This window comes from Mycoplasma sp. 10961 (genome assembly GCF_055523525.1).
In genome coordinates this window covers 306,329-321,245 of the sequence record NZ_JBVFVD010000001.1, presented here as the reverse complement: position 1 = coordinate 321,245, position 14,917 = coordinate 306,329, and the positions used below count along the sequence as shown (strand labels likewise).

Here is a 14,917-nt window from a genome sequence, read left to right as displayed (position 1 = left end):
TTTTTTGATGTCGTTGTTATATTAATTTATCTTTACTATTCAGTTTTCAAAGAACAAAATGAGAGAAGTTCTCTCAAAACTAGATATACATGTTGGGTTATCTCAACCATGACATTAAATAAGAAATGATAACCATATCATAAATTGGTAATTGTTACTAAAATGAATTGTAACTTAATGTACTCCGTAGAAAGGAGGTAATCCATCCCCACGTTCTCGTAGGGATACCTTGTTACGACTTCACCCCAGTCACCGGCCCTGCCTTAGGCAGTTGTCTCCGTAGTTAACAAAACCGACTTCGGGCATTACCAGCTCCCATGGTGTGACGGGCGGTGTGTACAAGACCCGAGAACGTATTCACCGTAGCGTAGCTGATCTACGATTACTAGCGATTCCGACTTCATGTAGTCGAGTTGCAGACTACAATCCGAACTGAGAATAGTTTTTTGAGATTTGCTTGATGTCACCATTTTGCGTCTCTTTGTACTATCCATTGTAGCACGTGTGTTGCCCCACTCGTAAGAGGCATGATGATTTGACGTCGTCCCCACCTTCCTCCCAATTACTCGGGCAGTCTCCCTAGAAAATTAACTAAGGATAAGGGTTGCGCTCGTTGCAGGACTTAACCGAACATCTCACGACACGAGCTGACGACAACCATGCACCATCTGTCATTCTGTTAGCCTCCACTATATCTCTATAGCTTTGCAGAAGATGTCAAGAGTGGGTAAGGTTCTACGCGTATCTTCAAATTAAACCACATGCTCCACCGCTTGTGCGGATCCCCGTCAATTCCTTTAAGTTTCACTCTTGCGAGCATACTACTCAGGCGGATGATTTAATGCGTTAGCTGCGCCAATAGATTTTCTATCAGCTAATCATCATCGTTTACAGCGTGGACTACCAGGGTATCTAATCCTGTTTGCTCCCCACGCTTTCGTCTCTCAGTGTCAATATGTGCCCAGTTAGCTGCCTTCGCCAAATTGGTGTTCTTCCTAATATCTACGCATTTCACCGCTTCACTAGGAATTCCGCTAACCTCTACACAATTCTAGCATGCCAGTATCCAACGCAATTTGGGGTTGAGCCCCAAGTTTTCACGCCAGACTTAACATACAACCTACAGACGCTTTACGCCCAATAATTCCGGATAACGCTTGCAACCTATGTATTACCGCGGCTGCTGGCACATAGTTAGCCGTTGCTTTCTGACAAGGTACCGTCAAGACACTAGCATTTCCTCTAATGCTTTTTCTTCCCTTATAACAGCAGTTTACAACCCGAAGGCCGTCATCCTGCACGCTGTGTCGCTCCATCAGACTTTCGTCCATTGTGGAAAATTCCCTACTGCTGCCTCCCGTAGGAGTCTGGGCCGTATCTCAGTCCCAGTGTGGCGGATCAGTCTCTCAACCCCGCTAAACATCATCGCCTTGGTAAGCCATTACCTTACCAACTAGCTAATGTTCCGCACCCCAATCTCTTAGTGAAGCTTTAAGGCTCCTTTTATATATAATTCATGCGAACTATATAAGTATCCGGTATTAGCGATAATTTCTCACCGTTATCCCAATCTAAGAGGTATGTTAAGTACGTGTTACTCACCCATTCGCCGCTAAGTTCTAAAAGAACTCCGCTCGACATGCATGTATTAGGCACACAGCCAGCGTTCATCCTGAGCCAGGATCAAACTCTCGAAAAAATTGACTGTCATGTTTTGTGTGTATATCTAGTTTTCAAAGAACTTCATGCTGCTTTTTCAAAAAGCGCAAGATAATTATAGTACAAAAAAATAAAAACCAAAATATTTTTTTATTTTTTTGTTGGGTGTTTTTTGGGAAAGTCACTTGCGAGATGTTAACAAAATAATTGTCTTTTAATTTTAACACAATTTTTAGATAAAAAAATGTATGATAAAATAGAAAACACAGAGTGTTTTCTCGTTGGTTTTGCTTACTTTTGCCAAAAGTAAGGCCCCTTTGATTGCAATCAAAGGCGGGAGATTAAAAAAAATTTAGGTTATAAAGCCGGACAGAAAAGTTAACATGTAAATGTTAGCTTTTTTGTTACCATTCGTTGGTACCAACGAAAAAATTTTTTGAAAGGAAAATTATGTCAAGACATTTAAAGAAAGAAGAATTTGCAAAAATATATGAAGAATATCAAAAGTCAGGTTTCCCAGGTGCTTTTCGGGCTATTTACCAAATATCACCAGGAACAAAAAACTTACAAAGAAATAGTGTAAAAGTTAGAATTAATAAAATAATTAAGTATTATAATTTAGGTATGGAAGACTTATTGCAGACAAAGAAAGGCGAAAACCGCAAAAAAGGAAGTGGCAGTCCTAAGAAGAAAAGAGAACCAAATTGAGATATTTTTGATCGTGATGATTTGTTACAAATAGCTAAAAGATATTATGAAATTACCAATGAATTACCCAAAAGTAAGAAAGTTATTGAATTAAAAAGTTTTAGCATAAGTTATGTGAAGCTTTCAGAAGTTTTTGGCATTTCTAGGCAAACAATTTCTAAAACTCATAAGATTAAAATTTCACAAAAACTCCCTAAACATAGTGATGTAATTGAAAAATCGTTCATAGAAACAAAGTCAAGATATGGAAGGCTAAAGCTAAGTGTTTACATATCTCAAAAATACAAAATAGATATAAACGAACGTTCTTTAGGGAGATATATGAACCTTTTAGGCCTAAAATGTAAGCTTAGACAAAAATCAAAACGAAAAGAAATTAAAAATGTATCTTCACAAATTGATAACTTCGTAAATCGTGATTATAACGATCAAAACAATCGAAATATTTATGCAACTGATGTTTCATATATAAAAGCACCAAAAGACGTGTTAGAATCACACGTTTATTTGTCTGCAATTTTGTCTCATAAAACTAAACAAATTGTTGGTTTTAAATTATCAAGAAGTAATAATCTAGAACTAGTTTTAGACAATTTAAATTCATTAAAACAATACAAACCCAAAAATTTTATCATTCACTCAGATCATGGCTTTCAATATACACATCATCAATATATTAAAGAAGTTCAAAATATTGGTGGCGTTGTTTCGTTATCAAGAGTGGGAAATTCACTTGATAATCGAGAAATTGAATATTGGTTTGGGATCATTAAAACCGAATTATTAAATGATTTAGATTATTCCAAAATAACATTCAATGAACTCAATGATATGATACAAGAATATGTAGTTTGGTATAATAACGATCGAATTCAATCAAACTTAAACTGAAAAACGCCAAAGCAATTTGCAATGGCATTATAAGTTACTAAAATGTTAAATTTTGCTGTCCATGTTTAGATCAACATTAATCTTTGTATTAATTCCACAAATAAATAATTTTCGTTTTTATTGAAATATGGTAAAATAAAAACGTGTTTTTATAACACTTAAATTTTAAAATTATATTAACGGTAATATGGATTCACTTGGGTGTGCTAAAAATAATATTATAGTGCTAGGTGCTCGAAATATTGCTTAGAAAATAACAAACTAAAGAAAAGGATTTTTTACTTATGAAAACAAACGAAACCCACAAACTAGAAAAAGAATCAAGACAAAAACAAGAAAGAAAACCAATTATTTCAAGAGAAAAACTTCTTGAATCAGGTTCTTACTTTGGACATAAAACTTTTGCTTGAAATCCAAAAATGAAGGAATACTTAGTTCCTAACCGTAAACTAAAAGGTGTACATATTATTGATGTTTACAAAACACAAAATCACCTTGAATATGCATATAAGCTTGTTAACAACTTAGCTGCAAAAGGTACAGAATTTATTTTCGTTGGTACTAAAAAACAAGCTAGAGATGCAGTTAAAAAAGCTGCGGAAAGAACTAATTCATTATTCGTAACTGAAAGATGATTAGGTGGAACGTTAACAAACAATGCTACTATTATGCGTAGTGTTAATACTATGGAGCAATTAGAAGCAAAAGCTGCAAATAACTTTAAGGGTTACACCAAAAAAGAGGCTTTAGAAAAAACTAAACAATTAGAAAAATTACACAAAAACTTAAATGGTATACGTGCTATGAGTAAAATGAGACGTTTACCACATGTAATGATAGTAGCTGATCCTAACGAAGATGAAATTGCTATTAAAGAAGCAAAGAAAAAAGGATTAAAAGTTATTGCTATTTTAGACTCTAATTCCAATCCTGATACAGTTGACTTAGGAGTTCCAGGAAATGATGATTCAGCAAAATTCATCCAAGTATTCATGACGATTATTGCTGACGCTATTGTTAAAGCAAGAGGCGGACACCACTGATTCGCATACCAAGATGATACTAAAATAGTTTTTCCTGAAATGCCAGGAACTAAACAAAATGGTGAAGAATTCACTAAAGAAGCAGAAGCTAATTTAGAATAGTATTAATAAAAAGGAGTTAAAAATGAGTGCAAACAAAATGGAATTAATTAAAGAATTAAGAGCTAGAACTAATTCTTCATTAATTGATTGTAAAAAAGCTTTAGAAGCTTCTAACGATGATATTGAAGCGGCTATTAACTGATTAAGAGAAAATGGTATTGTTAAAGCCGCTAAAAAAGCAGGTAGAGTAGCAGCTGAAGGGGCAGTAGTTGCTTTAGGAAATGATAAAAGGGCAGTTTTAGTTGAAATTAATTCTGAAACTGACTTTGCTGCTAAAAACCAAAAATTTGTTGAATTATTAAACAAGGTTGCTCAAAGAGTTTTAGATAGTAATGTTACTTCTTTAGAAGATGCATACCAATTAGAATTAGAAGCAGGTGTAACAATTGAAAATTCACTAATTGAAGCAACATCTGTAATTGGAGAAAAAATTTCATTGCGCCGCGTTTCAGCTCTTGAAGCAAACGAAGCTGAAGTTTTAGGCGTTTATGTACATGCTAATTCTCAAGTTGCCGCAGTTGTTAAAGTAAAAGGGAAAGCTGTTGATGCTGCTAAAAATGTTGCAATGCATGTTTCAGCAATGAACCCTGAATTTACTTTAGTAAGCCAAATTCCAACTGATCGTTTTGAAGCTTTAAAATCTAGTTTTGAAAAACCAGCCGGATTCGAAAATAAACCAGCACAGATTCAAGAAAAGATCCAGGAAGGTTGGTTAACTAAACAACTATCAGAATTTGTTCTAGAAAAACAAGCCTTTGTTATGGAAGATTCTTTAACTGTTGAAAAATATTTAGCTAATCACAATGCTACATTAGTAGAAGTTGCAAGATTTGAAGTTGGTGAAGGAATTGAAAAAGTTCAGTCTAACTTTGCAGCTGATGTTGCAAGTATGGTTAAATAATAATAAAATAAAAACATTCAGAATATTGTGAATGTTTTTATTTTAATTAATTATTTTTAATATTATATTTAGAAAGAGATTATGCAACTTAAAAACCTTTAATGATTTTACCAGTTACTTCAACCGTGCTTTAATGGCTCTTGCTCAACAAAATTCTAAAGAAAATATTTATTTAAAAGATGTAAAAACTGAAGATATCTTTTACAAAGTTAACAGTAGGCAGCACAAGTACAAAAACTAAAGATAAATTCTATTAATTTTTATACAAATATAGGGATTATTTCGCTTGTATCAATTGATAAAAACATTAAATGGAAATGTTTATATTTAATTATAATTTATGGAATAACTTTAATAAATAATATTAAAAAGTTATAAAGGAGACAAATGAAATTAAGAAAGCAAAAATTATTTATAATATCAACTTTAACTACCGTGCCAATATTTAGTTTAATTTCCTGTGTACAAAAGAGGGTGCCTGATTTAATAAACTACAATAATGACGTTGAAATTACTCAAAATATTTATAGATTACAAAATGAATTATGAAATCCTACCAATTTTAGTAATGAAATCCGTGAAAAACCTTTTTTAGTTAAAAATTCTGAGGATTTCAAAAATGATATCATTCAAAGAACTACTAACGAAAGACTAGCAACTCAAATTAAGGATAATTGAGAACTTTTTTCAAATCAGGTTCAAAGAGTCTTTGGTAAAGATATTCAAGACAAATACTATGTTATTTACTATGCTAACTATGCCGTTAATGAACCAATGGATTCAGTTGAAATAGATGAGGATTCTGTAAAAATTCACTATATTTCATATGGTAATAATACAAAACAAATCATTTCAGGTCAATATTTTATTTTTATTGATAAAAACAATGTACCAAATATTAACTCAATTACAGTTCATGAAGTGCAAACTAGAAGTGATTTGACAGAATACAATAGAAGATTAGGAATAAAAAGAAACAAAGTGTGGTTTAGTAAGTAAAAATCAAAAACATTCAGATAAGTTTTCTGAATGTTTTTAAATTGCTTATAAATTATTTATTTCTAAATATGATTTTTTGATTGGCGCTTCTTTTAAAAATTCTAAAATATCTTGCTTTAATTCGTTAAGTTTATTTTTTGCATCATTGCTATTTGAAGCATAAAATTCATAATTAGATAAAACATTATGAATGATGGTTGCTAATTCATCTCAATGTTTAAAGCCCCTACTTGTCATTGCAGCAGTGCCAATTCTAATTCCACTTCCTAAACGTGGATTTAATTTATCAAAAGGTATAGAGTTTTTGTTTAAGGTAATATTTAATTTATGCAATAATGTCTCGGCTTGCAAACCATTAATTCCATAGGTATCAAAAACATTTATCATAAATAAATGATTATCGGTTCCACCACTGATAACTTTTGCACCAAGTTCTTGAAATTTTTGGGCCATTTGACGGGTGTTTTTAATGATATTTTGAGCATAGGTTTTAAATTGAGGTTGTAATGCTTCATAAAATGCAACTGCTTTGCCAGCAATAGCATGAAATAAAGGGCCGCCTTGATAACCTGGAAAAACTCAACGATTAACTTTTTTAGCAATTTCTGGATCATTAGTCATAATGATTCCGCCACGACCACCACGTAATGTTTTATGAGTTGTAGATGTAATAATATCTGCATATCCCACCGGAGAAGGGTGCTCTCCTGCCACAATTAAGCCTGCAATATGTGCTATATCAGCCATCAATTTAGCCCCTACTTTATCAGCAATTGCCTTAAATCTTGCAAAGTCGATGGTACGTGAATAAGCAGAATAGCCACAAATAATTAAATCCGGTTTTTCTTGGATTGCCAATTGTTCAATTGCATCATAATCTAAATATCCTTCTTGATTTAAATCATATGAAACGGATTGGTAAAAAATGCCACTAAAACTAATTTTATAACCATGAGTTAAATGACCTCCGCAATTTAAAGATAAGCCCATGATTTTTCCACCACTAGGTGCTACAGAAGCAATAGCAGCTGCATTAGCTGTTGAGCCTGAATATGGTTGTACGTTTGCGTACTCAACACCAAAAAGTTGTTTTAAACGTTCAATTGCAGTTGATTCAATAATATCAACATTTTCGCAACCACCATAATATCTTGCATTTGGATATCCTTCACCATATTTATTTGTTAAAATGCTCCCTTGCGCTTTTAATACATCTTCAGAAACAAAGTTTTCAGAAGCAATTAATTCCACATGGTCTTCTTGACGTTTTAATTCATTATTAATCGCATCTTGAATTACTTGGTCGGATAATTTAATTTTTTGATACATAATTATGATTCTCCTTTATTAAATACTTGGTTTATTTCTTTAATTACTGATTCATAGTCAGTAATTCTAATTGTTATATTATGCGATGTTTCTTTTTGATAATCATCAATTATTTTAATTTCATATGGATTATGATTTAGAATAATTGGTTTTAAGTATTCATCAATACTTTGCTTATTTAAAAGTTCAAAGGTTAAATCAATACTTTTCATTGGTTCATAATTAATTGGTTTAAATTTATGGAAAGTATTTGGTAAGTCTGGGATAATAAATTCAGCATAAAAAGCATTAGTATCATCATACATTGGATGAATTTTTCCAATTCATCCAATTAGTTTATCATTATGAAAGATTTTTGCCGATACGTTTTGGTGTACGAATTCATAATTATCAAATTTTTCAAAAGTTAATTCTAAGTTTAAAAAGTTAATTATATCTTGTTTTAATTCTTGAAAACTTTTAGTTGTTGACGCCAAACCATATACAAACTCTTCAGAAACAACCATACCGTGTTCAAAGATATTAATTTGTTCTAATTTACGCTTTTGATTATAAATTATTACTTCTTGCAATGAAGTTATGATTGATTTACGAACTGATTCGCGTTCTTTTGAAACAAAGGTTAATAAATCAATATTTTCTTTTCAGCAGAGCGGATTCAAAAAGTTTTTGTTTTTTGAAACTAAACAAAATGTTCTTGCTTCATTATAACCATTATGCAATCAATAACCTTTGTTATTGTCTCGCTTTTGTGTTTTTAAAGGAGTGATATTAACAGCTTTTGGTTGAAAATTTTGATATGAATAAAAGCGGAAAATTTCTTCAATAATATCTTCAAAATAATTAATATCATATCGATAGTCTGGAACTAAAACTAAGTTTTCTTTAAACTCAAAACCTAAAGATTCTAGTTGCTTTAATGGATCTTGAAATATATTCAAATCTTTAGAACCCGAATACATTTCTAATTTTTGTTTATCAAATAAAATTTCTTTTTTATTTAATAAACATATTGGGTTAATAACGTTCGATATTTTTAAATTGCTTGTTTTGGCTTGAATGTATTCTAAGGCTATTTTTGCACTATATCTTGTGATAGTTCGCGAACCTTGATTTGCAGCACTAGTTAATAATTTAATTTCTTTTGCCCCGTGGCGTACTAATTTTGGATCAAAAACACCAATTTCAAATAAATAATTAGTAGTATCTAGGTCAGCTTTTGACTTTTCTAATCCCATTACAGAAGCTAGGGATATAGGCCCTTGATCATCAAATATGGTTAGAACATTAGTAACCTCAATTTGTTTTTGACCTAAAATTTCTACCTTTCCGCTAAATAAATCACAATTAATATTTTTAGAAATTTTTTGAGCATCATAAACATGAACCGGAACACCAATTTCTAAAAGTGTTAAATTAGTTAAATTAACACTTCAATCAAACGAGCTTGAAATTCCATGTTTGGCTAAAAACATTTTTTCATATAAACTAGTTTGATTTTTACCATGAACTTCTAAAAATGAAAGTTCATTAGCTTTATTTTTTACAACTTTAAAGTCAGAGGTAAAACTTGGAGATGTATTATTTATGAATATTGGTTTAAACTCAGTTTTAAAATACGCTGCTAATTCTTTAGCTAAAAAATAATATGAATTTGCATCATTTCGGTTTGCCGTAACTGAAATTTCTATAATATAATCATTAATTCCTAATAATTCCATTGGATCATCTTCTAAGCTTGCAAAATGATTAGGTAAAACCAATAATTGATCTTTATTTGTTAATAATTCATATTGATACCCAATTTCTGATCATGAAGCCATCATCCCTTGTGATAGAACACCTTTTAACATAACTTCTTTAAAGGTAACTCCATCTTTGGTTGAACCAACTGGGAAACAAATTACTAGGTCGCCTTCTTTTAAGATTCGATTTGTTGTTTGGATTGTAATATTACCATTTTTAGTTGCTAAATTTACTACATCTAACCGATCTGAATTAGGATTTAATTCAACTTTTAAAACTTTAGCAAAAATTACACCTGTTACATTAGCAAAGGGTTTGATACTTTCAACTTCAAAACCAAGTTCATTTAAAGCAATTTCAACTTGGCCTGGTGTTAAAGTAAGAGATGGTAAATATTTCTTTAAATGTTTAAGAGATAAAATCATGTCACTCCTTATAAATTTCAATCAATGGGCTCTTTATTTAATGTTTCTAAACGAGCATTAATAGTTTTAAAGATTTGCGAATTTTTAAAACTATGACGGTATCCTAGCGGCGAAGGATGCGATAGTTTAAATAAATTATTTGTATCATAGTTTAATAAATATAATGAATTATCAACAATTTTATGTGCATAATTACCTAAAGCCAAGATTAAAACATCTTTATTTACCCTGACAATTTCTTGGATAATTGTACTTATGAAAAAACTTCAACCAATATTTTGGTGTGAATTAGGTTTATTTTCCTCAACTGTTAAACTTGAATTTAATAATAAGATTTTTTGTTTAGCTCATGGTACCAAAGAATTAGAATTTAAAGTTATATTTGGATAATCATTTTTAAGCTCTTTAAAGATATTTTTAAGTGTGGCAGGGGTTTTTAAATTATGTGTAGAAAAAGCAAGACCATCAGCAACACCATATTCACTATAAGGATCTTGACCTAGAATAATTAGTTTAGTTTCGTGAGTTTGAAAAAATTCAAAGGCACGAAACATTTCAGTTTGGTGTGGCCAGATTGTTTTATTTTGTTTCGCTGAAAGGGATAAATTATCTAAGATTTTAGTAAAGTAAGACTTTTTTCCTTCAGATTGTAAAATTTTTAAAAAACTATCTTTCATAATTAAATTGCTCCATGATTCTTAAATCATTTTTATATAAATCTCTAATGTCATTAAAACCAAATTTAATCATTGTAATACGTTCAATTCCTAATCCTGCAGCAAATCCATTCATACCATTAGTATAACCGGCTAATTCTAAAACTTTTGGGTGCAACATTCCAGCGCCGAGAATTTCAATTCAACGGTTATTATAAAAAATGTCAACTTCAACACTTGGTTCAGTAAATGGAAAATAACTTGGTCTTAATCTTAACTGTATCTCTGTTTCTAAAACATATGATAATAAAGATTTTAATGTTCAAATTAAGTTTGGAAAACTTAATTTACCAACAGCTACAAAATCGAGTTGAGTAAATTGGTGAGAGTGTGTTGCATCATCTTCATCATTACGGTATACTTTACCAATTGAAAAAGTACCTAATTCCATATTTTTATTTTCTTCAAGAACTTTTGCACTAATTCCAGTATTATGAGTTCGCAATAATGTTGTTGCATTTATATACAACGAATCATGCATTCCGCGTGCTGGGTGATCTTGTGGAATGTTTAATTTTTCAAAGTTGTATAAGTCAGAAACAACTTCAGAATCAAATTGTTGGTAATAACCATGTTGTATAAATCAATCTTTTAATCTTTCTTCGATGATTGTAATTGGATTTAAAGATCCTGGTTTTAAAGTCGGTAAATTAATATCCACAAATTCTGAGTTAATTTTTTGGTCAATATTTAATTTAGTAATTTTTTGCTCAGCAAGAGCAAAAAATTTTTCATATTCTTTTTTTAGTTTGTTGATTGTTTGACCAATTTCTTTTTTTTGTTCACTAGGGGCTGTTTTTAATATTTGTTGTAATTGAAATATTTGTCCTTGGTTTCCGTAAAGTTTGGCTTTAAGTTGTTTTAAATCTTCAATATTATCAATTAAGTCTAAATTTAACATTTTACTCCTTATTCTTTTTTCAATTTTCTTTTAAAGCTTCTCAATATTTTTTGACATCTTGTTCATATTTATTTTTACCAGGAGTGTAAAATTGTTCATTACGTAATTCTCTGGGTAAGTATGTTTGTGCAACTCAATTATTGGGATAATCATGAGGGTATTTATAACCAATTGCATCACCTAATTTTTGTGCTGATTGATAGTGTCCATCTCTTAGGTGTGAAGGAATGCGGTACACTTTACCTTGATTTAAAATTATGTCTTTAACTTTTTCTTTGGCTAAGTAAGTTGAATTGCTTTTTGGACTTAAAGTTAAATCACAAATTGCTAAGGCAACTGGCAATTCCCCTTCAGGAAGACCTAGACGTTCAAAAGTCTCAATTGCCGCTAAGACTCTTGGCCCAATTTGCAAATTTGCTAAACCTATGTCTTCATATGCTAATGCGAGCATGCGGCGAAACAAACCATCGTAATCGCCACTTGTTAAAATCAAAAAACCATAATATAAAGCCGCATTAACATCGCTTCCTCGCACCGATTTATGAAATGCCGATAAATTATTATAATGTTCGCTTGAATTTTTGTCACTATAAAAGTTTATATTTGGAATAATGGTTTTTAAATCTCGCTCGGTAATTTCATTTAAATCTGTTTTAATAATTCCTAATGTTTGCAAATTATTAATACTTGCTCTATAATCTCCCGCCGAGTAGTTTGCTAGCAAAGCTAGTTTTTCATCCGAAATATTTAGATGTTTAAAGTGTTCATTAACAATTTTTCTAAGCCCGAAAGTAATATCTTCAAGTGAAAGTTTATAAAATTCTAAAATTTGCAAACGACTTCTAATTGCCGGGACTACCTTAAAATATGGATTTTCCGTTGTGGTTGCATAAATAATAATTTTGTCAAATTCTAAATATGATAGCAAAATTTCTTGTTTATCTTTATTTAATCGATGAATTTCATCGATAATTAAAATTTGGTTTTTAGATAATAATTCAGTTAACTCAGTTTTTGAACCAACTGATGCATTAAAATAACCATATGGTAAATTCATTTCATTTGCTAATGCAAAAGCTGTTGAAGTTTTCCCAATTCCGCTTTCGCCAAAAAACAAAAAACTAGACCTAATTTTTTTAAGGACTATTTTATTTAATAATTCTTTTAAATGGTTTTGACCAATAATATCATCTAATTTTTGTGGTCTTAAGTAGTTAGCAAGGTTTTTATCAATCATTTTTATAAATTATATTATATAAGAAGTTTTTATATTATTAAATATAGAATTTTTAACTAAATTTTATTATTATTTAAAAAAGTTATATAATATTACTATACAGTAATATATAAACATTACAAAAAATTGAAAAGAGGTAAAAATGAAAAAACTTTACAAGAAATTCTTAATGCCAGTAGCTTTTTCTATTACACCGATATTTGCTATTGTATCATGTGCAAAACAAGAGCAAGATTCTGATCCATTTTCAAATATAAAAATTGATTTTAGAAATTCTATTGGCACAAATCCTACTCCAGCACCTTCGCCTAAACCAATAATTGAACCTAAAATTGACCCAAATAACGAAACTAAAAAAGAGACTCCAAAGGATAATAATCTTGGGGGTGAGAGACTCCAAGATCAAGATAAAGAAAACAAGCCAACAGACTCAGGAGATTCACAAGAGAAAACTCCGCAAACAAAGTATCCAAATGAAACAAATGGAGAGAAAAATATTAAAGACACAGAACCAGAGCAACCAAAACAACAAACTTCGAATAACTCTCAATTTCAAATTAATTCAATTAATTTTGATTTTAATGAAAATGACCATACTAGTTTAGGTGTAATTGTAACTTTAAATAAAATACCAACAGAAGCTGAAAAAATGGAATTTAAATTACATATTAATTATCCAGACGGTTTAGATGAAGAATATGATGGTATATTTAATCCTAACTTATGACATACTCAATATAAAGATAATAAATTATTTTTTGAATTATATGACTTAGCAGAAAACTTTGATTATCAAATTTTAAAAATTGCATATAAAGATGAGGTTATTAAACTTCCTCAAGAATCAATAACATTTAAAGCAGGCACAAAACCTGAAGATGTTCAAAAAACTGATTCTGTTGAAAATTCGAATCCTCCCGTTAAAGAAATTGAAAATAACCATGATCATGATCATGGTAATAATGGATCAAAAAACGAAAACATCCAACCAAGACAAAGTAATCTAAATTTAGAGAAAGTTCAATTTGTAGCTGACGATTCCGATGAAACAAATGTTAATGGTAATTTGACATTAACTCTTAACCAAACTATTACAAATTTTAATTCTTCTAAATTAGAAATATTATTTAATTTGGAAAGTTTTCAATATAGTGAGTTAAATTTTAGTCTTAAAAATAATGTTTTAAATGCATATATTTACGATTTACCAAAAGGCCAAACTATTACTATTACGTCATTAAAATATAATAATGAGTCTATTTCATTAACAGAATCAAATAAAACTTTTACAACAAAAGCACCAGAGACTAATACAACCTCTGAAGATTTATAAAAAACCTTCTGGTATAGTTATTTAAATATAGTGTATAATATTTAAGATAAATTATTTTTTAACTTAACTTTTAAAAAATAGGTTATAATACTTAAACAAATAAATAAATCATTTAGGAGACAAAATGACAAAAAAAGAATTTGTAACTCAAGTATCTGAAAGAGTTGAGGATACCTTAAATTTAACACCTAAACAAGTTGATCAAATTTTAGAAGAAATGTTATTTGTTCTAAAAGAACAATTATTAGCTGAAGATTCAGTACGTTTAGCTGATTTTGGTATCTTCTCAACCGTTGTTAAACCGCAACGTACAATTACTAACAGATTTACAAAAGAACAACAAGTTGTTCCGCGTAAGAGAGTTGTTAAATACAAACCATCTAAATACTTACGTGATTTGATTGATTTTAAATAGTTTATAAAATATTTAAAATACCTGGAAACTCTAAAGTTAAAACTTTAGAGTTTTTAATTAATTCTTCAATTCGGATACTTTTTTGCTTTTGGTTTAATAATTCTAAAATATATTCAATTTCTACTTTAAAAAATAAATCTTTATTGCTAAAAAATAAAATGATAAAAGCAAGGCCGCCATTTCACTTTATTAATTTTAAATAATTAATTTGATGGGTTTTTAAGTTGCTTAAATCAAAACGATCTTCGTTGCAACTTTTAGCTTCAAAACAGACGAATTTTCCTTGATACATCCCGATATAGTCTACCGTTGATTTTTTACTTATATATCCTTTATTTACTATTATTTTTTGATCATTATTTTTATTTATTTTCTTAAGGGAAATATCCAGGTTTTTCTTATGAATAAAAGCATAATTAGTTTCCCAGTAATAATTAATTGTTTGATTAATAATTTTTTCTAAAAACATGCCGCGGTTCTTTGTCATATTAATCTTAATATTATTTTTATTT

The 14,917-nt window shown here is 30.0% G+C and carries 12 protein-coding genes and 1 rRNA gene; 6 read left to right on the top strand and 7 right to left on the bottom strand.

Going from position 1 to position 14,917, the window contains the following annotated elements:
- Window positions 1-190 precede the first annotated feature (190 nt).
- A 16S ribosomal RNA gene (locus tag AC0B4T_RS01470) occupies window positions 191-1,699 on the bottom strand.
- 410 nt (window positions 1,700-2,109) lie between these two features.
- Here AC0B4T_RS01470 and AC0B4T_RS01465 point away from each other — a divergent pair.
- From AC0B4T_RS01465 to AC0B4T_RS01450, 4 genes are all read left to right on the top strand, one after another.
- The gene (locus AC0B4T_RS01465; protein WP_465102800.1) at window positions 2,110-3,291 is read left to right on the top strand and encodes an IS3 family transposase; all 1,182 of its coding nucleotides are present in this window, start codon (window positions 2,110-2,112) and stop codon (window positions 3,289-3,291) included.
- A 251-nt stretch (window positions 3,292-3,542) separates the two neighbouring features.
- Entirely contained in the window at window positions 3,543-4,403 is an 861-nt protein-coding gene (rpsB, locus tag AC0B4T_RS01460) for a 30S ribosomal protein S2 (RefSeq protein ID WP_465102825.1), read from the top strand.
- 22 nt (window positions 4,404-4,425) lie between these two features.
- The gene (gene tsf / locus AC0B4T_RS01455) at window positions 4,426-5,304 is read left to right on the top strand and encodes a translation elongation factor Ts (protein WP_465102824.1); all 879 of its coding nucleotides are present in this window, start codon (window positions 4,426-4,428) and stop codon (window positions 5,302-5,304) included.
- Between the two features lie 387 nt (window positions 5,305-5,691).
- On the top strand, window positions 5,692-6,303 hold the full coding sequence (locus AC0B4T_RS01450; protein ID WP_465102823.1) for a hypothetical protein: 612 nt from the start codon (window positions 5,692-5,694) through the stop codon (window positions 6,301-6,303).
- 45 nt (window positions 6,304-6,348) lie between these two features.
- On the opposite strand, the gene glyA is transcribed toward AC0B4T_RS01450, so the two are convergent.
- From glyA to AC0B4T_RS01425, 5 genes are read right to left on the bottom strand one after another with little or no spacing between them, the layout of a single operon-like run.
- Window positions 6,349-7,632, bottom strand: coding sequence for a serine hydroxymethyltransferase (gene glyA, locus AC0B4T_RS01445; protein ID WP_465102822.1), 1,284 nt, complete (start codon window positions 7,630-7,632; stop codon window positions 6,349-6,351).
- Between the two features lie 2 nt (window positions 7,633-7,634).
- Window positions 7,635-9,803 (bottom strand): phenylalanine--tRNA ligase subunit beta, encoded by a 2,169-nt coding sequence (locus AC0B4T_RS01440; protein WP_465102821.1) that lies wholly within the window; start codon window positions 9,801-9,803, stop codon window positions 7,635-7,637.
- 8 nt (window positions 9,804-9,811) lie between these two features.
- A complete protein-coding gene (locus tag AC0B4T_RS01435; RefSeq protein ID WP_465102820.1) occupies window positions 9,812-10,480 on the bottom strand; it encodes a uracil-DNA glycosylase in 669 nt (222 codons plus the stop codon).
- A complete protein-coding gene (pheS, locus tag AC0B4T_RS01430; protein ID WP_465102819.1) occupies window positions 10,470-11,420 on the bottom strand; it encodes a phenylalanine--tRNA ligase subunit alpha in 951 nt (316 codons plus the stop codon). The genes AC0B4T_RS01435 and pheS overlap by 11 nt, the downstream gene beginning before the upstream one ends.
- A 1-nt stretch (window position 11,421) precedes the next feature.
- On the bottom strand, window positions 11,422-12,657 hold the full coding sequence (locus tag AC0B4T_RS01425; RefSeq protein WP_465102818.1) for a replication-associated recombination protein A: 1,236 nt from the start codon (window positions 12,655-12,657) through the stop codon (window positions 11,422-11,424).
- Window positions 12,658-12,799: 142 nt separating this feature from the next.
- Here AC0B4T_RS01425 and AC0B4T_RS01420 point away from each other — a divergent pair, with 142 nt between their 5' ends.
- Window positions 12,800-13,990: a hypothetical protein gene (locus tag AC0B4T_RS01420; protein ID WP_465102817.1), complete on the top strand. Its 1,191-nt coding sequence runs from the start codon at window positions 12,800-12,802 to the stop codon at window positions 13,988-13,990.
- Window positions 13,991-14,114: 124 nt separating this feature from the next.
- Complete coding sequence (locus AC0B4T_RS01415; RefSeq protein ID WP_465101665.1) at window positions 14,115-14,405, top strand: HU family DNA-binding protein; 291 nt, start codon at window positions 14,115-14,117, stop codon at window positions 14,403-14,405.
- Between the two features lies 1 nt (window position 14,406).
- On the opposite strand, the gene recU is transcribed toward AC0B4T_RS01415, so the two are convergent.
- Window positions 14,407-14,892 carry a Holliday junction resolvase RecU gene (gene recU / locus AC0B4T_RS01410; RefSeq protein ID WP_465102816.1) on the bottom strand — a complete coding sequence of 162 codons (486 nt, stop codon included), beginning with the start codon at window positions 14,890-14,892 and terminating at the stop codon, window positions 14,407-14,409.
- Window positions 14,893-14,917 lie beyond the last annotated feature (25 nt).